Source organism: Nonomuraea sp. NPDC051298 (assembly GCF_055586305.1).
The window spans coordinates 1-18976 of record NZ_JBVJIM010000038.1 but is presented as its reverse complement, the minus strand read 5'-3'; the positions used below and the strand labels follow the sequence as shown (position 1 = coordinate 18976).

Annotated in this window: 16 protein-coding genes, 1 tRNA gene and 1 pseudogene; 15 read left to right on the top strand and 3 right to left on the bottom strand. The window is 68.5% G+C overall.

All coding sequences use genetic code 11. The annotated features are described in order from the left end of the window. Positions 1-513: 513 nt before the first annotated feature. The 4 genes from ACZ6S0_RS49600 (at position 514) to ACZ6S0_RS49585 (ending at position 4158) form a co-directional block, all read left to right on the top strand. A complete protein-coding gene (locus ACZ6S0_RS49600) occupies positions 514-1218 on the top strand; it encodes an NADH-quinone oxidoreductase subunit B (RefSeq protein ID WP_465927544.1) in 705 nt (234 codons plus the stop codon). After that, positions 1215-1763: an NADH-quinone oxidoreductase subunit C gene (locus ACZ6S0_RS49595; protein WP_465927542.1), complete on the top strand. Its 549-nt coding sequence runs from the start codon at positions 1215-1217 to the stop codon at positions 1761-1763. Before ACZ6S0_RS49600 ends, ACZ6S0_RS49595 begins: the two co-directional genes overlap by 4 nt. Further along, the gene (nuoH, locus tag ACZ6S0_RS49590; protein WP_465927540.1) at positions 1756-2697 is read left to right on the top strand and encodes an NADH-quinone oxidoreductase subunit NuoH; all 942 of its coding nucleotides are present in this window, start codon (positions 1756-1758) and stop codon (positions 2695-2697) included. Before ACZ6S0_RS49595 ends, nuoH begins: the two co-directional genes overlap by 8 nt. Positions 2698-3213: 516 nt before the next feature. Then, positions 3214-4158 carry a hypothetical protein gene (locus ACZ6S0_RS49585; RefSeq protein ID WP_465927538.1) on the top strand — a complete coding sequence of 315 codons (945 nt, stop codon included), beginning with the start codon at positions 3214-3216 and terminating at the stop codon, positions 4156-4158. Positions 4159-4544: 386 nt separating this feature from the next. On the opposite strand, the gene ACZ6S0_RS49580 is transcribed toward ACZ6S0_RS49585, so the two are convergent. After that, positions 4545-5714, bottom strand: a complete 1170-nt coding sequence (locus ACZ6S0_RS49580) for a serine/threonine-protein kinase (RefSeq protein ID WP_465927536.1) — start codon at positions 5712-5714, stop codon at positions 4545-4547. A gap of 314 nt (positions 5715-6028) precedes the next feature. Here ACZ6S0_RS49580 and ACZ6S0_RS49575 point away from each other — a divergent pair, with 314 nt between their 5' ends. From ACZ6S0_RS49575 to htpX, 7 genes and pseudogenes are all read left to right on the top strand, one after another. Further along, positions 6029-7096, top strand: coding sequence for a 4Fe-4S binding protein (locus tag ACZ6S0_RS49575; protein ID WP_465927534.1), 1068 nt, complete (start codon positions 6029-6031; stop codon positions 7094-7096). Continuing rightward, positions 7093-7932 (top strand): NADH-quinone oxidoreductase subunit J family protein, encoded by an 840-nt coding sequence (locus ACZ6S0_RS49570; protein ID WP_465927532.1) that lies wholly within the window; start codon positions 7093-7095, stop codon positions 7930-7932. Before ACZ6S0_RS49575 ends, ACZ6S0_RS49570 begins: the two co-directional genes overlap by 4 nt. Next, positions 7932-8234: pseudogene (gene nuoK, locus ACZ6S0_RS49565) on the top strand (NADH-quinone oxidoreductase subunit NuoK); the annotation flags it as partial. The gene ACZ6S0_RS49570 and the pseudogene nuoK, both read left to right, overlap by 1 nt. A gap of 260 nt (positions 8235-8494) precedes the next feature. After that, complete coding sequence (locus tag ACZ6S0_RS49560) at positions 8495-10456, top strand: NADH-quinone oxidoreductase subunit 5 family protein (RefSeq protein WP_465927530.1); 1962 nt, start codon at positions 8495-8497, stop codon at positions 10454-10456. Then, complete coding sequence (locus tag ACZ6S0_RS49555) at positions 10453-12084, top strand: complex I subunit 4 family protein (RefSeq protein ID WP_465927528.1); 1632 nt, start codon at positions 10453-10455, stop codon at positions 12082-12084. Before ACZ6S0_RS49560 ends, ACZ6S0_RS49555 begins: the two co-directional genes overlap by 4 nt. Continuing rightward, complete coding sequence (locus ACZ6S0_RS49550; RefSeq protein WP_465927526.1) at positions 12081-13610, top strand: NADH-quinone oxidoreductase subunit N; 1530 nt, start codon at positions 12081-12083, stop codon at positions 13608-13610. The genes ACZ6S0_RS49555 and ACZ6S0_RS49550 overlap by 4 nt, the downstream gene beginning before the upstream one ends. 226 nt (positions 13611-13836) lie before the next feature. Further along, positions 13837-14688, top strand: coding sequence for a zinc metalloprotease HtpX (htpX, locus tag ACZ6S0_RS49545; protein WP_465927524.1), 852 nt, complete (start codon positions 13837-13839; stop codon positions 14686-14688). Positions 14689-14845: 157 nt separating this feature from the next. Here the strand turns inward: htpX and ACZ6S0_RS49540 are convergent, their stop codons facing one another. Continuing rightward, positions 14846-15322 (bottom strand): NUDIX hydrolase, encoded by a 477-nt coding sequence (locus tag ACZ6S0_RS49540; RefSeq protein WP_465927522.1) that lies wholly within the window; start codon positions 15320-15322, stop codon positions 14846-14848. A gap of 235 nt (positions 15323-15557) precedes the next feature. Beyond that, complete coding sequence (locus ACZ6S0_RS49535; protein WP_465927520.1) at positions 15558-16058, bottom strand: YajQ family cyclic di-GMP-binding protein; 501 nt, start codon at positions 16056-16058, stop codon at positions 15558-15560. 523 nt (positions 16059-16581) lie between these two features. On the opposite strand from ACZ6S0_RS49535, the gene ACZ6S0_RS49530 reads away from it, so the two are divergent. The 4 genes from ACZ6S0_RS49530 to ACZ6S0_RS49515 all read left to right on the top strand — a co-directional run bounded on the left by ACZ6S0_RS49530 (position 16582) and on the right by ACZ6S0_RS49515 (position 18863). Next, on the top strand, positions 16582-16875 hold the full coding sequence (locus ACZ6S0_RS49530) for a hypothetical protein (RefSeq protein ID WP_465927518.1): 294 nt from the start codon (positions 16582-16584) through the stop codon (positions 16873-16875). Positions 16876-17189: 314 nt separating this feature from the next. Continuing rightward, positions 17190-17271: transfer RNA gene (locus ACZ6S0_RS49525), tRNA-Tyr, on the top strand. Between the two features lie 923 nt (positions 17272-18194). Then, positions 18195-18383 (top strand): hypothetical protein, encoded by a 189-nt coding sequence (locus tag ACZ6S0_RS49520; protein WP_465927516.1) that lies wholly within the window; start codon positions 18195-18197, stop codon positions 18381-18383. A 117-nt stretch (positions 18384-18500) separates the two neighbouring features. Beyond that, positions 18501-18863: a hypothetical protein gene (locus ACZ6S0_RS49515; protein WP_465927514.1), complete on the top strand. Its 363-nt coding sequence runs from the start codon at positions 18501-18503 to the stop codon at positions 18861-18863. Positions 18864-18976 lie beyond the last annotated feature (113 nt).

Here is an 18976-nt window from a genome sequence, read left to right as displayed (position 1 = left end):
CCGCACCTCCCTCACCCCCGCACCTCCCTCACCCCCCACCGCGCGCCCCACATCGCATCCCCCCACATCTCATCCACGTCTGCCCGTCACCATCGACACTCCCGTCACGATGATCGAACTGCCGTCACCTGCGTCACTGACGTCACCCAGGGCACGCCGTCGCCCAGGACGGCGCCCCACCCGCAACACCACCCGCGCTTACACCACCCCCCTCACCCACAACACCGCGCTCCGATCCCCTTTTCCTTCTCCACCACACCACCCCGTCCATCCCCAGCCCAGCACCGTCCACGGCGGCGAGGTTGGTGACTGGAGCGGGCCCAGGCGACCGAGACCCGCGATAGGGACGGGTCTCCACCACCATCACGAACATCCCCAGAGATCATCACGAACATCCCGGAGGCAGATCCGACACCACGCACTGCCCGACCCGCCGGTCGCGCGCCAGGAGGATTCCTTTGCCGCATCTTCGATCCGCGCAAGAATGGTCATATGGCCGCCACGGATCTCCCGATGCCCACAGTGGGCCCCATCTCGCGCTTGGCGCCCAAGCCCATGCGCTTCATCCTCAACTGGGGCCGCCGCTATTCCCTGTGGGTGTTCAACTTCGGGCTGGCCTGCTGCGCCATCGAGTTCATCGCGGCCTCGACGAGCCGCCACGACTTCATCCGCTTCGGCGTGATCCCGTTCGCGAACGGCCCCAGACAGGCCGACCTCATGATCGTCTCGGGCACGGTCACCGACAAGATGGCGCCCGCCGTGAAGCGCCTCTACGAGCAGATGCCCGACCCCAAATACGTGATCTCGTTCGGCGCCTGCTCCAACAGCGGCGGCCCGTACTGGGACTCCTACTGCGTCACCAACGGTGTGGATCAGATCATCCCCGTGGACGTCTACGTCCCCGGCTGCCCACCCCGACCCGAGTCCCTCCTGTACGGCATCACGAAACTCCAGGAGAAGATCGCAGGGGAGAAGCTGAGCGACCGCTACGTGTGGTCCCGCCCCCATGCGCAACCGCAGCCCGCCCTGGAGACGCATCCGAACGACCCGCCCCGGCCAGAGCAGGAGACGCACTCGGAGTCCGCGACGCGACCAGGCCCGGAGCCCCACCAGGCATCCGGGCAGCGACGACCGGCACCCGGGAGCCAACCGGAGTCCGAGCCCCGCCGAGCACCTGAGCCGAGCCCGGAGTCCGAGGCCCGACCGGAGGAGGCGTGACCGGCCAGGAGGGGATCGCGGAGCGCTTCGGCGACCGCGCCCAGATCTCCGAGTCGTACGGCGACACCACCGTCGACGTCGCCCCCGCCGACTGGATCGAACTGCTCACGTACGTCCGCGACGACCTCGACCACGCCTTCTTCGACTGGCTGACCGGCGTCGACGAGCCACCCGACTCCTTCGTCATCGTCGCCCACGTCTACAACCCGACCGCCGGAAGTCGGCTGCTCCTCCGCACCCGCGTCTCCCGTGACAGCCCTCACCTGCCCACCGCCGTCGGCGTCTACCGGGGCGCGAACTGGCACGAGCGCGAGACGTACGAGATGTTCGGTGTGATCTTCGACGACCACCCCAACCTCATCCCCCTCCTGCTGCCCGACGGCTTCGAAGGTCACCCGCTCCGCAAGGATTTCATTCTCGCCGCCCGCGTGGCCAAGCCCTGGCCCGGCGCCAAGGAGCCCGGCGAGTCAGGACACGGCGCTCCGAGCCGCCGCAAGACGCTTCCGCCAGGAGTACCAGCCGACTGGGGGCCGCCCGATGCTTGAAGTGGTGCTGAGCTTCGCCGTCATCCTCATCGTGTTCCTGGTGCTGCCCCTGATCATCGGGCAGACGGAACACAAGGTCATGGCCCACATGCAGTCGCGCCTCGGCCCCATGTACGCGGGCGGCTTCCACGGCTGGGCGCAGCTCATCGCCGACGGGGTGAAGTTCGCCCAGAAGGAGGACGTCATCCCCGCCGCGGCCGACCGCCGCATCTTCATGATCGCCCCTGGTGTGGCGCTGGTGCCGTACCTGGTCGTCCTGATCGTCATCCCCATCGACCGCGGCCGGGTGGCCGTGGACCTCGACCTCGGACTCTTCTTCGTCCTCGCCGTCATGGGGATCGGCGTCCTGGGCTCGATCATGGCGGGGTGGGCCTCCGCCAACAAGTATTCCGTCCTCGGCGGGATGCGCTCGGCGGCCCAGCTCATGTCGTACGAACTGCCGCTCGTCCTCGCCGCCTCCTCCGTGGCCATGGCCGCGGGCACGCTGTCGCTGCCCGGGATCGTCGAGGCCTGGCAGTGGTGGTGGCTGCCCTGGCAGGCGATCGGCGGCATCGTGTTCTTCCTGGCCGGGCTCGCCGAGCTCCGCCGCCCCCCGTTCGACATGCCGATCGCCGAGTCCGAGATCATCATGGGCCCCATGACCGAGTACACCGGCATGCGCTTCGCGCTCTTCATGCTCTCCGAGTACGCCGGTATCGTCGTCCTGTCCTTCCTGACCACGGTCCTGTTCCTGGGCGGCTGGCAGGGCCCGTTCCTGCCCGGCTGGCTGTGGACCCTGGTGAAGGTCTTCCTGCTGGCGTTCGTCGTGATCTGGCTGCGGGTGACGTACCCGCGGCTCCGCGAGGACCAGCTCCAGAAACTGGCCTGGGCGGTCCTCGTACCGCTGGCCCTCGCCCAACTGGCCCTCACCGGCATCATCAAGGTCCTCATCTGAACCGACCCCCACCCCCGACCCCCCAACCCCCAACCCCCGACACCGACCCCAGACCCCCGACACCGGACCCCCAACCCCCGACACCGACACCGACACCGACACACCACCCAACCCACCCGGCCCCACCAGGACAAAGCCCAGCCCTCCTGGGACCGCACCCCATCCACCAGAACACCGTCCAGACGGGAAGAGCACCCACCCAACAAACTCGTCAGATCACGCCACCACTCCAACCGAACGCCTCCCGCCTCCGGCCTCCCGCCTCCGGCCTCCCGCCTCCGGCCTCCCGGCTCCGACCTCCCAAAGGTCACCATCCGCGCCAGGCGAGCACCATGCTTGCGTCCACGGGTTGGGTTGCGTCCGCAGGTCGCGTCCACGAGGTTGGGGTTCATGGGGTTGGGCCGCATCCACGGGAGCGCCACCAGCAGCGCAAAGGCATCCCGGAAGCCCCCGCGGAACCTCGACTCCGCCATGCTCGTCGTACCTCAACAAGGGGCCAATAGGGGGATACGACACGTGAAGCAACTCCAGCCATGCGCAAGCGCGACCAAGAACGGCCGCTGCCCGACGACCACCCTCACTTCCCCCGATCACCAATCCCTGACCGTAACCGACCCGCACTCCGGCAATTCGCTAACCCTCACGCCCGCCCGTCTCCTCCACTACAGCCACGACCTAGACGGGGATCACCAGGTCCAAGGCGTGGCGGCCCTCGGCGATGACGGTCTGGTCCTGCTCGACTTACCGGGCGACTGGCATGCGCCGCACCTGGAGGAGTTCGCCCGCCGCGCCGGAATCCCGTTGCACGACGCTCGTTGGCACCCCTCCAACAAGGTCCGCGCGATCCTCGCGTCTCGCGCCGCCGGCTGGCAACGTATCCACGGCCTCAAGCCCCCTTCCCCGGGCAGATGGCGCAAAGCGATGGTCATCGCGGCGGGACTCGCCGGTGCCGCGCTGATGGTCTACCTCCTCTCCGTAGGGCTGTGGGCGGCATGGCGCGGCCTGTCGATGCTCGGCCGGTTCCTCCTGGAAATACTTGAGATCAAATGGTTATGGGTGCTCTTCAGTCCTGCGTTGCTTCTCCTCCGTCCCGTACTGGCCAGACTCCACCGTTTGCGCCGCAAGCGCGGCCTGACCATCGGCCCGTACGGCGGCCCCAACCTCACCCTGGGATCCTTCAACAAGCTCAACATCACCCAGGGCAACACGGTCATTGGCGAGGTGCGTCTGGGCGCCCGCCCCGGCCAGGCATTCAGCCTCCTCCTCTACCGCTACGAGAGGCTGACCGGCCTCTTCATCCTGGACATCGCCGGCCACCCGCTCCACCATCTCCCTGGCGCATGGCCCCCTCAAGAGGTGGAACACTTCGCGAAACGCCATGACCTACACCTGGCCGTACATCAGGTGTCACACGACGAATATCTGAACCTGACCACGAACAGCCGAGAAGCCACCCCCTAACCCAACCACCGGCCTGCGGCCTTCACCGGGCCTGCGGCCTTCACCGGGCCTGCGGCCTTCACCGGGCCTGCGGCCTTCACCGGGCCTGCGGCCTTCACCGGGCCTGCGGCCTTCACCGGGCCTGCGGCCTTCACCGACCCCCGCCGCCCGCTGCCGTCCTCAGCCGGCCCACCATCCAGCTCCTGCCAGGTGCCATCCGGCTCCCGCCGGTCCACCCATCCGGCCCTCGCCAGGCACCACCCGGCCCGCCAGGACCACCGAGAACCTGTCGGGCACCCTCCGGCCCCAGCCAGGCAGCACTTGGCCCTGCCGGGCACCGCCGGACACCATCTGAGGCTCGTTCGCCCAGCCCAGCCCCGCCGCACACCGCTCCAGCCCCGCCGGGCTCAGCGGACGATCGCCAGCATCACATCCGAAGCCGACGGCCGCTCCTCCGCCCGCTTGCTCAGACAAGCTCCCACGACTCCACGTAAGGCGGGTGGGAGCGGCGACAGATCCGGATGGAAGGTCAGCACCCGGTGGAACACCGCCGGCACCGTGTCCTCACCGAACACCGGCTTTCCCGTAGCCGCGAACATCATCGTCACGGCCCAACTGAACACGTCAGAAGCCGACCCCACCGACTCGCCCGTGAGCTGCTCGGGCGACATGTACGGCGGTGTCCCCACCATTTTCCCTGACGTCATCGTCACCTGATCGAGCGCCCGCGCGATCCCGAAGTCGATCACCCGCGGCCCGTCGTGACCGATCAGCACATTGCTCGGCTTGAAGTCGCGATGAACGACCCCTGCCTTGTGGATGGCCGCCAGCGCCCCGGCCGTGGACAACGCCAGCCGCGTCAAGCTGTCTTCGTCACGAGGGCCGTACTTCTTGACGAGCTGTTCGAGCGACGGGCCCTCCACGTACTCGCTGACAATGTACGCGCGTCGGCTGCTGATGTTCACGTCGAGCACGCGGGCTGTGGAAAACGTGGCCACCCGCCGCGCCGCCTCCACCTCCCGCGCGAACCTGGCCCTGGCCACGTCGTCGACCAGATCGTGCAGCACCTTGACGGCCACCCGCACCCCGTTCGGCGCCATGGCCAGGTAGACCGCCCCCTGCCCGCCGCGCCCGAGCGGCTGCAGCAGCCGATAGTGCCCGATCCACTCCGGCTCGCCGTGCCGCGGGTGATGGGTGGGCGCGGTGACCCGTTGTCGCAGGTCAACGGGCGGACGCGCAATCGGGGCCAGTCGGGCCCGCGCCATGGAGGGCACTAAGATCCCCGAGTGGATGACCCCGCCGAGCCAGCTAATCAGGAGCCCCATCGAGACCAGCATGGCCAGGGGCTCGGGGAAGTCTTCGTAAGTGTCGTACGCCACCGCCGCGATCAGGAACGACCCGATGCCGACCAGATAGACGGACGCGGCCACACCATGCCAGACGTTGCGCAGCCAGAACGCCGCGATCCCGATGGTGAACGGGGTCGCGATGCCGCACGTGAACAAGGGCAGACAGGCCCACACGACGGCGGCCGTCCACCTCAGGCCACTCGGGCGGATCGGATGGCTGTGCTGCATGGCCGAGAGACTATCGCCATGCCGTGGTTCATATCGGGCATGCGCACAGCCTGTGGATAACCACCCCGTAGCCTGTGGACGGCTGTGGAAAAACTGGGGACAACGCGCTGACACATTCACCTGCGCGGCCAAGTGCGCCATGATGTTGAGCCATGGCGCGGATACCGGGAGTCGGACTGGCAAAGGGGTTGTCCATCACCCTTCGCCACATGCTGCGCAAATCGGTTACGCAGCAATATCCCGAGGTCAAGCCCGTCCTGCCGCCCCGCAGCCGAGGAGTCATCGCCCTAGTTGAGGAAAACTGCACCTCTTGCATGCTCTGTGCCCGAGAGTGCCCCGACTGGTGCATCTACATCGACTCGCACAAGGAGACGATCCCGGCTCCCGAGGGCGGCCGTCCCCGCCAGCGTAACGTCCTCGACCGCTTCGCGATCGACTTCGCCCTGTGCATGTACTGCGGCATCTGCATCGAGGTCTGCCCGTTCGACGCGCTCTTCTGGTCCCCGGAGTTCGAGTACGCGGAAGGCGACATCCGTAACCTCCTCCACGAAAAGGACACGCTGGCCGCCTGGGCCCAGACCGTCCCGCCGCCTCCGGCCCACGACCCGGGCGCCGAGCCCCCCAAGGAGTTGACGGCCGCGCCTCGACGCCCGGCATCCGACCGCCCGGCCCGTACGGCGGGGGCCCAGCACTCCCGTACCTCTCCAGAGGCACGCAAGCCCGTACAAACCCAGGCGAACGAGACTCCCGCCAACGAACCCCAGGGAACCACCACCCCACCTCCCGAGCCCGCCGCCGCAAACACCTCCGAGCCCGGCCCGTCAGAACGCCCAACAGAAAGGCGTGGCCGGCGCCCGATGACGAACGTGCGGGGGATCCGCCCACCGGGCGCCCTCCCGTCCACTCCTCAGACCAAACCGCCTGGTGAAGACGCCGCCGGCCCGTCGCACAAGACGACAGGCGGCGACGCGGAGCCAACGACCACCGCCACTCCCACGCGAACGCCCCGACCCAAGGACCAGGACAGGGAGTCGGAGCAGGCCGCGGAGCCGGACCTCGGACAGGCCAGGGTGCCGGATCAGTCTGTGGAGCCGGATCCCGGTCAAGCCAGGGAGTCGGAGCAGGCTGAGGAGCCGGATCCCGGCCAGGCCGGGCAACTGGATCAGGCTGAGGAGCCAGACCCGAGGCAGGCTTCATCCACAGGTCGACCGCCCCCGGGCGAGTTGTCCACAGCCTCGGGCGAACCGCGATCGAAGCCCGATCCGGAGGTGCAGACTTCTGCCGCGAGCCCCCGCAGGCGCAGGATGGCCGATCCACGGTCCATCCGTCCTCCCGGGCGGCTCGGTCCTGACGAGACGAGGGAGTCCGAGGAGGAGTCGTGACCGAGGCGGTGCCCTCCTACCTGTCACCCACCGGGCAAGAGATCGTCTTTTTGCTCCTGGGCGCGGTAGCGGTTGGATCGGCGCTGCTTGTCGTCACGACCAGACAACTCGTTCATGCCGCACTCTGGCTGGTGCTGTGCTTCGGCGCGCTGGCCGGAGGCTATCTCGTACTGACCGCCGAGTTCGTGGCCTGGGTGCAGGTGCTCATCTACGTGGGTGCGGTCGTCGTGCTGCTGCTGTTCGGCATCATGCTGACCCGCGCGCCGATCGGTCGCTCCGCCGACCTTGACAGCGGCAACAAGGTGACGGCGGGCCTCGTGGCCGTGGCGACGGCCGCGATCCTGGTCACCGTGGTGATCGACGGTTTCCGTACGGCCTACGCGCCGCTCACCCCCGGCCCGGGAGCCGCCAGGGAAATCGGCGCCAGCGTGTTCGCCACCTGGGTCCTGCCGTTCGAAGCGCTCTCCGTGCTCCTGCTGGCCGCCCTGATCGGCGCCATCGTCCTCTCCCGCACCGACATCCCCGGCGGCGCAACCGGCCCACGGGCAGCAGCTCCCCCCAACCCTCCGGACCGGCAACCGGAGGTCACGAACGCTCCGACGGGCCGCCGCGCAGACGCGCTGCCCGGTTCATCGGGCCAACGCACCCCTGGGCGGGATGGCGGAGTCGCCCGTTCGCCTGACCAGCCCGCCGGATTCCCCGAGCGGCCCGACGACCTCCCCCACGGTTCACCCGATCGGACGGGGCCCGCCTCACCACCCGATGGGACGGGGCCCGCCTCACCGCCTGGCCGGACCGTGGGCGACCCGCCACCTGACCAGACCGGGGGGAACTAGTGCACATCGTCTACCCGGCAGTCGTCTCGGCACTCCTGTTCTCCATCGGCGTGTACGGCGTGCTCGCCCGACGCAACACGATCCTCGTGCTGATGTCGGTCGAGCTGATGCTCAATGCCGTCAACCTCAACCTGGTCGCGTTCGACGTGTGGCTGGGCGATCGCCTGCACAGCGGTCAGGTGCTCACCCTCTTCGTCATCGTCATCGCGGCCGCCGAAGTGGGCCTGGGCCTCGCGATCGTGCTGGCGCTCTTCCGCAACCGCCGTACCGTCGACATCGACCACCTCCGCGACCTCGCGGAGCCCGCCGACGAACACCTCGCCTCCGCCGAGACAACGGGCCTCTCGCCGGCCCTGGCCCCGGCCTCTGGCACTCCATCCGACCGCTCCAGCCAAGTGCGAACCGATCAGCACCATTCCGATCAGCAGCGCTCCGACCAGCAGAGTCCCGGCCGACAGAGTTCCGGCCAAGAGCGACCCGATCAACAGCATCCCGCCTCCGAAGAGGGGCGCGGTGACGGTAGTGACGGCGAGCAGCGCGGCAGGCGAGGCGGTGGGGCGCAATGACGACGTTCCCGCTGCTGGCCGTTCTCCTGCCGTTCCTGGCAGCCTTCGCGGGCCTCCTGCTCTCCCGCCGGCCTGGCCTCCGCGCGGCGGCAACACAAGACGGCCACTCTCACCAGAAGGCGGGCGAACGAGCCAACACCCGAGCGGCCTGGATCGCCATCCTCCCCACGACCGCCTCCGCGGTCCTGGCGACCTGGCTGGCCTGGGGTCCGGGATTCGCCTACTTCACCGGCCCGGCCACACTCGCCACTGCCACGCTCGCCACCGGCACGCTCCCCACCGGCGCACCCACGAGTCAGACCTACGGCACGATCGTCACGGGTGGCGTTCCGATCTCGCTCACCCTCCAGGCCGACGCCCTGTCGGGCGTCCTCGGCGTGCTGGTGACCCTGGTGGCGCTCGCCGTACAGGTCTATTCCGTCGGCTACCTCAAGGGCGACCCGCGCTACCCCTCCTACAGCGCGTTCATCAGCCTGTTCACCAGCGCCATGCTCCTGGTGATCTACGCGGGCGACCTCCTGGTCCTGTACGTGGGCTGGGAGATCATGGGCCTCTGCTCCTACCTCCTCATCGGACACTGGTGGGAAGATCGCGGCAATTCGCGCGCCGCGGTGAAGGCGTTCCTCGTCACCCGCCTCGGTGACGTGGGCTTCCTGTTCGGCATCTTCGTACTGGGGACGGCGGCGGGCAGCTTCCGCATCGCCGACGTGCTGGCGAAGGTGCCGGAGATGTCCGCGGCCACGCTCGTGACGGCCACGATGCTCCTGCTGGCCGGGGTTGCGGGCAAGAGTGCGCAGGTGCCGCTGCACACGTGGCTCCCCGACGCCATGGCGGGCCCGACGCCGATCAGTGCCCTGATCCACGCGGCCACCATGGTGGCCGCGGGCATCTTCATCGTGGCCAGGCTGTTCCCGGCGTTCCTGGCCGCCCGTCCCACGCTCGACGTGCTGGCCGTCCTCGCCGCCCTGGGCATGCTGGGCGCCGCCCTGGCCGCACTGGCCCAGGACGACCTGAAACGCGTGCTCGCCTACTCCACGATCAGTCAGCTCGCCTACATGGCGGGCGCGCTGGCCGCGGGTTCCGACACGGCGGCGGTCTTCCACCTCCTCACCCACGGCGCGTTCAAGGCCCTGCTGTTCCTCTGCGCGGGCGCGGTGATCCACCACGTCGGCTCCAACCTGATGAGCCGGATGGGCGGCCTGCGCCGCGAGCAGCCGGTCACGTTCGTGACGATGACGATCGGGTTCGCCGCCCTGATGGGCATCCCGCCGGCCAGCGGCTTCTTCAGCAAGGACGGCGTCCTCCTCGCCATGGACGACGCCCTGACCGCGGGCGGCCTGACCGACGCGGCCGCCCTCCTCCTGTACGGCTGCGCGCTCGCGACCGTGGCCGTCACCGGCGCGTACGCCACCCGAGCCTGGCTGCGCACCTTCTTCGGCGAGGCGCGGGCCGTGGCGCTCCCGGAGCCCCACCCCGGCACCGCCCACATCGTGGACGTCACCGAAGCCCCCCGCACGATGCTCGTTCCCCTGGTTCTCCTCGCCGCCCCCGCCCTGCTGCTGGGCTTCGCCGGGGAGCCGCACCTCGACCTCGGCGTGGCGGGCATCAGCGTCGTGCTCACGGCGCTGGGCGCGGGCGCGGTCTACGTCTTGTGGCGTCTCGACCCCGTCGCCGACCCGGCCCGTCTCCTGGGCCCGCTGAGAGCGCCTTGTGAGCGGGCGTTCCATCTGGACACCCTCTACGCCGCCCTGTTCGTCCGCCCGGTGCTGGCCCTGGCCAGGCTGGTCGTCAGGACGGATGACACGGTCGTCGACGGCGCGGTACGCGGCTCGGGCAGGTCGGCCCGTAGATTGTCCGGCGTGTTGCGACTCGCCCAGAACGGCAACGTCCAGCTCTACGTGAGCGGGCTGCTGGCCGGTGTCCTGTTGATCGCGGTGGGGGCGGTGGTGTTCACATGATGGGCTGGATCCCCGTCGCGCTCCTCGCCGTACCGCTGGCCGGCGCGCTCCTGCTCCTCCTCGCGCCGCGGGCGCTCGGCCCGCTGCTCCGTACGTACGGGCTGATCTTCTCGGGCGTCACGCTCGCTCTCAGCGTCGCACTCGTGGCGGCCTTCGACCACAGCCGTCCGGCGCGGATGCAGTCCGAGGTCGACCTGCCGTGGATCCCCGGGCTCGGGCTGCGCTTCCACCTCGGTGTCGACGGCGTCTCGCTGCCGCTGATCACGCTGACGGCCCTGCTGACCTTCCTGTGCTTCGTCTACCTGAGCTGGGGACGCGCCCGGGGGGCGAAGGAGTTCATGCGGGCCAGGCCGAGAGCGCTCGTGTTCACGGTGCTGGTGCTCGAAGTCGGCATGATCGGTACGTTCCTCGCCCTCGACCTGCTGCTCTTCTTCGTCTTCTTCGAGATCGTCCTGATCCCGATGTACTTCCTGATCGGCATCTGGGGCGGCGACGGACGCAGGGCGGCGTCGATCAAGTTCATCCTCTACACGCTGCTCGGCTCGGTCGTCATGCTGCTCGGCCTGCTGCTGGTGTGGGCGCAGACCGGCACGCTCGACATCGAGGCGCTGAGCGCGTCCCACGGCGCGGGGATGTCCAGGTCGGTGCAGATCCTGGCATTCGTGGCGATCGGCATCGGCCTGGCCGTGAAGACCCCCATGTGGCCGCTGCACACCTGGCTGCCCGACGCCCACACCGAGGCTCCCACCGTCGGCTCCGTGCTGCTCGCGGGCGTGTTGCTGAAGATGGGCACGTACGGTTTCGCCAGGATCGCGATCCCGATCCTCCCCGAGGGCGCGGCGGCGGTGGCGCCATGGCTGGGGGCGTTCGCGGCGGTCGGCATCGTGTACGGCGCCCTGGCCTGCCTGGCCCAGCGCGACCTGAAACGTATGATCGCCTACTCCTCGGTCGGGCACATGGGCTTCGTCCTGCTCGGTTTCGCCACGCTCACCCCCGTCGGCATCAACGGCGCCCTCTTCGCGAACGTCGCCCACGGCCTGATCACCGGCCTGCTGTTCTTCCTCGCCGGGGCGATCAAAGATCGATACCACACCGCCGACATGCCCACACTGGGCGGCGGGATGCTGGCCACGCTGCCGAGGCTGGGCTCGGTGATGACGTTCGCGGCCGTCGCGTCCCTCGGGCTGCCGGGGCTCGCCGGGTTCTGGGGGGAGATGCTGGCGCTGCTCGGGGCGTTCCAGCCTGCGGAGGGGCTGCCGCGCGGCCTGTTCCGCACGTACATGGTCGTCGGAGGGCTGGGCGCGGTCCTGACCGCCGCCTACTTCCTGGTCATGTTGTCCCGCGTCACCCACGGCCGTCCCCGCGCGGCCGGAGATACGGTGACGTCGCCCCCAGCGCGGGCCGCTCTCGCCCCATCCTCGGCCGAAGCCGCACATGAATCTCCAAGACCCCCGAGTGACACCAATTCGCCACAGACAACTCTGGAGGCCCTGCCCGACATCAGGACCCACGAGCTGCTGGCCTGGACCCCACTGGTGATCCTGATCCTGCTCTTCGGCCTCTGGCCGGGCCTCCTCCTGTCGCTGTCCACACCCCCCGTGCAAGCCCTGCTGGGAGCCCTCTCATGATCCAGCAGATCGACTACTTCCTGATCGCGCCCCCGCTGGTGCTCGCCCTGGCGGCCGGGCTGGTGCTGCTGCTCGACGCGTTCCTTCCGGCCCGCCCGGGCATCAGGAGCGGGCTGGGGCTCGTCACCCTCGCGGGCATCCTGATCTCGCTGGGCTTCGTGATCGCCCAGGCGGCAGGGGACGGACGGCCGCGCTCGACCTTCTGCGTGCCGCCTGGCCTGGCCGGAGGCGCGGAGCAGGCCGCGGGGCTGTGCTCGTTCGTGGTGGACGGGTTCACGCTGGTGTTCGCGGGCATGGTGCTGGTGGCCGCCGTGGTGGTCGTCCTGATGTCGATGACCGAGCTGGCCGGCGGAGCGATCCCCGTGGGCGAGTGGTACTTCCTGCTTCTGTGCACCCTGGTCGGTGCCGTCACCCTGCCCGCCTCGCGAGATCTGATCATGCTCGTGGTGGCGCTCGAGCTGGTCTCGCTCCCCGTCTTCGCCCTCACCGCGCTGAAACGCTATGACGGCCGCTCCTCCGAGGCCGCGGTGAAGCTGTTCGTGGTGTCGGTGGTCTCGACGGCGATCATGCTCTTCGGCGTCTCCCTGCTGTACGGCATCGCGGGCACGGTCTACCTGTCGCGTCTGGGAGCGGTGTTCAGCGGTCAGGTGGCGGCGCCCGGCGTGGCTCTGGCCGCCGGGTCGGATCTGCCCGCCGTCGTGACGGTCGGGGTGGTCCTCGTCGTGGCGGGCTTCGCCTTCAAGATCGCCGCGGTGCCGTTCCACTCGTGGGCGGCCGACGTCTACCAGGGCGCCCCGATCCCGGTCGCCGCGCTGCTCTCGGTCATCTCGAAGGCGGCGGGGTTCGCCGGGCTGATGCTCGTCCTGGTGAGCGCCCTGTCCGGGCAGGCCGCCACCTGGGCTCCCATCGTGGGCATCCTGGCCGCCCTCACCATGACCGTGGGCAATCTGCTCGCGATGCGGCAACGCTCCGCCGTACGCCTGCTGGCCTGGTCCTCCGTCGCGCAGTCGGGCTACATCCTGGCGCCGCTGGCGGTGGCGGCCACGGTCGAGCCGAGCGCGAGAGCGATCAGCACCTCCACGGCATACCTGGTCATCTACGCCGCCATGAACCTCGGCGCGTTCACCGTCGTCATGCTCGTGTCCAGGACGGCCACGCGAAACGAACTCGACGACTACCGTGGCCTGGTCCTCCGCCGCCCGGCGATGGGCATCGCGCTCGCGTTCTGCCTGGTCTGCCTGGCGGGCCTGCCGCCCGGTCTGGCCGGACTGTTCGCCAAGGTGTTCGTCTTCCGCGAGATCGTCGAGGGCGGGGCCGGGTGGCTGGCAGTGGTCATGGCCGTCAACACGGTGATCGGCCTGTACTACTACGCCGTCTGGACGGCTCGCCTCTTCACCCCCGGCGGCGGCCGGGCGCTCGCCTCGCCGCCCGCGACGGCCTGGCTCGCCGTGGGCGTGTCCGTGGCGGCGGCCGTCCTGTTCTCGCTCGCGCCACAGCTCGTCCTGGACGTGACGTCCCTGACGTGAAGCTCGGGATCGGGACGTCCGGACGTGAAGCTCAGGATCGGGAGCGTTCTGATGTGAAGCTCAGGATCGGGGCGTTGACCGGCCGCGATGCCGCAACGCGCTTCGGCCCCGCTTGGCGGGGCCGAAACGGCAAGTCGCGCTCCGCCCTCGGCTGAGCACGCCGGGGAACGCGGAACCGGGTCATTATCGTTGGACGTGGTGAACCCAGACCACGAAGGGGGGAGCCTTGCGCCACAACGGTCTGCGCACCGCCGTTCTGCTCGGTGTGCTGTCGGCACTGATCGTCGGGGTGGGCGCGTGGCTGGGCGGCGGCACCGGTCTGCGCCTCGCGCTCGTGCTCGCCCTGGTGAGCAACGGGGTCGCCTACTTCTTCTCCGACCGCATCGCACTGTCGGCCATGCGTGCCAGGCCCGTCAGCGAGGTGGAGCAGCCCACCCTCTACCGGATCGTTCGCGAGCTCTCCACCGAGGCCCGGCAGCCGATGCCGCGGCTGTACATCTCGCCGACGGTGCAGCCGAACGCGTTCGCGACCGGCAGAAGCCCGCGTAACGCCGCGGTGTGCGTGACGTACGGGCTCACCCAGTTGCTCAACGAGGCCGAGCTGCGCGGCGTGATCGGGCATGAGCTGTCCCACGTCTACAACCGGGACATCCTCATCTCCTCGGTCGCCGGCGCGTTCGCCACGATGATCACGTGGGTCAGTTATGTGGCGGTGTTCTTCGGCGGCTCGGACGACGACGAGGGGCCGGGTTTCGTGGGCGCGCTGCTCATGATGGTGCTCGGGCCGGTGGCGGCCACGATGGTGCAGATGGCGATCTCCCGGACGCGAGAGTTCCAGGCCGACGAGTCGGGTGCCAGGCTCACCGGCGATCCGCTCGCGCTGGCCTCGGCCCTGCGCAAGATCGAGCTGGGCGCGCGCAGGCTTCCGCTCCCCGAGAACAGCCGCCTCACCTCGGCCTCGCACATGATGATCGCCAACCCGTTCAGCGGCTCCGGCTTCGGCCGCCTCTTCTCCACTCACCCGCCCACCTCGGAGCGGGTCGCCCGCCTCGAGCGCATGGCGGGCTACCGCCGCTGACGCCCCGCCCGTACGGCGCCGATCCGGACAAGTCCGCGACCAGGAGACGCATCACCAAGTCTCCGGAACCGTACGATCAGACGACACCTCGCCGATGCGGAGAGGCGCCTGGGGGCGACGGCCGAGCAGCCCGGTCCCGCACCACCTGGACGGCAGCTCACCCGGCCGTCTCACCCGCGATGATCTTCCGCAGGATCAGCGCGAGATCCTCGGGGTGGACGACCTCCTGGGTGCTTTCGAGCTCCGCCGCGCTCCACCACCGATAGCCGAGCGTCGTGTCCTTCTCCGACTGCTCCATGTGGTCGAACGACACGTTCGCCGCATCGTCGCCCACCCGGATCGCGAAGAAGGTCTGATCCTGGGTGAAGGAGTACTCGCCCCACTCGAACTCGATCAGCGCCTCGGCATACGGCCCGGTGAACTCCTCGGCCGCGACCCGGATGCCGACCTCCTCGTACAGCTCTCGCGCCGCGGCCTCCGGCAACGTCTCGCCGTCTTCCAGGGCCCCGCCGATCGTGAACCAGAACCGCCGGTCAGGATCGGCCGGATCGAAGCCGTGCAACAGGAGAACTCGATCTTGCCCGTCAACGGGCAGCGCGCGTGCCGTGAACCGGCGAAGGGGGATCTTTGCCACGGCTACCGAGCATACGGTCGAGGTACGCCAGAATCGCACGACAGCCCTGCGCTGCGGCGAAACGTACGGGCCGAGGCGCGCGAACCGGGTTCAACTGGGCCGGAGCGGCCCGGGGCACAGGGCACGAAACGGCGCGTCACGCACGTACGCGGACGCCGCATTCGGCCACCCATGTGCCCCGGATACGCTCTCCGCGATCCTGGCGCCGGCTCAGAGTCGTACGGCATGCCTCTGGCTAGCGGTAGTTCACGAATTGCAGGGCGATGTCCAGGTCCTTGCCCTTCAGCAGGGTGATGACGTCCTGGAGGTCGTCCTTCTTCTTGGAGCTGACCCGGAGCTCCTCGCCCTGAATCTGCGCCTTGACCCCCTTCGGCCCCTCATCGCGAATCAGCTTGGAGATCTTCTTGGCGTTGTCCTGGTCAATGCCCTCCTTCAGGCTGACCAGCATCTTGTACTCCTTGCCCGACAGCCTGGGCTCGCCCGCCTCGAGAATCTTCAGCGACAGCCCTCGCTTGACCACCTTCTCCTTGAACACGTCGAGCGCGGCATTAGCCCGTTCTTCGCTGTTCGCCGTGATCTCGATGTTGTTCTGCCCGGACCAACTGATGCTCGCCCCGGTGCCCTTGAAGTCGAAGCGGTGTCCGATCTCCTTGACCGTCTGATTGAGCGCGTTGTCGACCTCCTGGCGGTCGATCTTGCTGACGATGTCGAAAGACGAATCGGCCAAAGCAGCCATCCTCTCAGCTACGGTGAAATCGGTCCGGCCCCGGAAGCGCGCGGACCCAGCGAACGAGCCTAGCCAGCATCGGCCCCCCGTGCAGGATCCCGCCCCGTTGCTCGCCCACTACGCAGAGGATCACGGTTCACGGCGATACGCGAGATGGTGGCGGTTCGCCCCGATCTTCACCATCCCACCGGTCTGGAACGGACGCGGCGCGACCGCCAGACCGACCGCACACCACCTACGTCGGCATCGCACACACGTCCCCGGTACGCATGAGATCCGCCCACCCCCGTCGTCCGGCGCAAGCCCTCACCGACCACCGCCGAACCGGCCGACCGCCTTCGCCCCCACGCCATGTGGAACCGTTCACTGCCGGGAGGAGAAAAACGCCGACGGCCGGAAGCACAAAACCACACCCTGACCTGGGTCGATGGCTGCGGCGACGGCCATGGGTCTGACACTGTTCTCCGTGTCAGCCCCGAGCCGTAGCCCCGGCGCAGGGGATTGCCCTCCTAGCCTCGCAAAGTAGGAATGAGTGGACGCAGAGGCAGAGATCCTCGATCTGGTGGCGCGCTTGCGGGGGCTCGGCAGGACCCCGCGCGCCGCTGACGACATCACACCCGTGATGCTCCTGGTGCTGATGCGCCTGGACGACGTCCGTACCGAGATAGGACGAGACCTGGCCGCGCTCGGCGACGAACTCGCCGACCTCCGACGCCACCTGAACAAAAGCCTCACCCACCTCCCATCAGCACCGACAGCACCGGCATCCTGCGACCCGGCACGAACACTCAGCGCCGCCGAGCCATCCGCCCACGAAGCGACCTGAAGCCATGAGCCTTCCCACGACGAAGGCCCAGCCCCGACACCGCTGATCGCGCCCCGGCTACCGTCCCCCCGAACCCACCTCCCCGGCCCCACAGCCGCGGCCAGAGGCGCGGAACCCTCGCATCCCTCCAGTCCCTGCCACCACATGCGCCGACGGGCACATGGACCACCGAGGTGCGAGCGAGCAGGCGTGCGGGCCGGAGCCGGTTGGCCCATAGGCGCGGACAATCCGAATCCGGCCCAGGACAAACCGGTGTCACGTACACCTCCGAAGTCCGCTATCCTTCTTTCTGTCGCCGCGAGAGCGGATGGCACGGCAGGTTGCCCGAGTGGCCAAAGGGAGCGGTCTGTAAAACCGTCGGCTCAGCCTACGCAAGTTCGAACCTTGCACCTGCCACACGCAGTAATAGCAGGTCAGAGGCCCTTCGGGGCCTCTTCTGCGTTTCGGGCCATGCAGTCGTAGGCGGCTCTGAGCGGCCGTTTGTCGGTGGTCACGCAATATGCGCGCAATGATCTTGAGGCTGTTTTCGCAGGTCGGACCTGTGGTTTCGGGGGTTGAACGTCCTGAACGTGAACGGGTCCCGGAGATCATCCGGGGTCCGGTCTTGCGAGGGGTACGTCATGCTGCGAGGGCATCGTCTATTCGTCGGTTCGCGATCTCCTGGTGGCCGTCGATGCACTTGGCGTAGACGCGGAGGAGAACGTCAACGCTGTGACCGGCCCGCTCGGCTACCTCCGGGGCCGGGACGCCCGCGTTCAGCCAGAGGGATACGGCCGCGTGTCGGAGGTTGTAGGGGTGCGCTTGGCGAGCGGAGAGGCGACCTGTGCGGGAGTGAAGGCCAGCTTGCGTGCGTCCTGCCAGACCTCCGTGTAAGCCGTCGAGGCGACGACACCGCCGCGTTCGCTCTGGAAGAGCCGGCCATCTGAACCCAGCCTGAATTCGGCGACATGGTCGCGGAGGATCTTGACCAGGGCGGGCGGGATGGGCAGAGGCCGGACGTCATCCCGTCCGCGGTGCTTGAGCCCGCGTTCTTCGTGGGCGTCGCCGGTGTCCGTCCACTGCCTGTTGACCTCGGGTCGGGAGACGTCGATGAGGAGGCGTCCCCAACCCCGTCTCAGGAAGATCGCAGTCCTCCTTGCGCAGAGCGATGGCCTCGGCGGGCCGGAGGGCGGCGTAGTACATGCATGCGAACAAGGCCATGAGCCGCCGACCACGTCCTCGCCTGCCCACATAGGGTTCGTTCCTCACCGTGGCTCACCGAGCAACGGGCTGATCGCCGCGCTTGACCGGTGGACTGGCGGATTGCAGGGTGACCAACCATGAGCAGGAGACGCTATGTCGCCAGAGGCGTGCCTGGCGGTTACCGGATCTGGGACAACAAGGCGCGCCGCTGGTGGGGCGACCTCTACGAGTTGTGCCCTGACGACCTGCTCGACGAGCTGAACGGCGCGCGTAACTACGACAAAATCACGTCCCTGCTCAAGCGTTATAGAGCTATGCAGCGGTAGGCCGCGCTCCCGCGAACACCAGATGCCTGCTGGCAGCCGAAAAGGCAGATCAGCAGGGTTGGCGTGCGCGGTGCCAGGCTGCTGCTGTCCGTGGGCGTCCTTGAGTATGGTCCCGTCATGGAGATCCCCGAGCTGGCGGAACTGATCTGGCTCTTCGAGGACGAGCCGCAAGGCGAGCACGAGGACGTTCATTGGCCAGTCGGCCTCCACTCATTTCAACTCACCCGAGGCGCAATGTCGGTCCTCTTCTCCATCGATCCCACAGCGGGTGAGGCGTATATCAGCCTCTACGCGGACGGCGAGGAGATCACGTACATCAAGCGGCTGCGGTGTCTCGGGAGACTGTTGGTCGAGCGCGAGCGGTCCGGCTACGAAGGGCTGAAGCTGTGGTTCCGGGAGGACTACAAGGAGCCGGTTGTGCTCCAGACCAAGCCCACAATCCGGCTCTCATGGGACGTGAATTCTCTCGGCGAGTGGTAGCCAGGGGCACAGGTGGGCATGGGCTTCCCCTCGTAACGTGGAGACCGAACCAAGAGAGGTTTGGTCGTGGCAGGAACCACGAGACGCCGTTTTGATCCGGAGTTCCGGGCCGG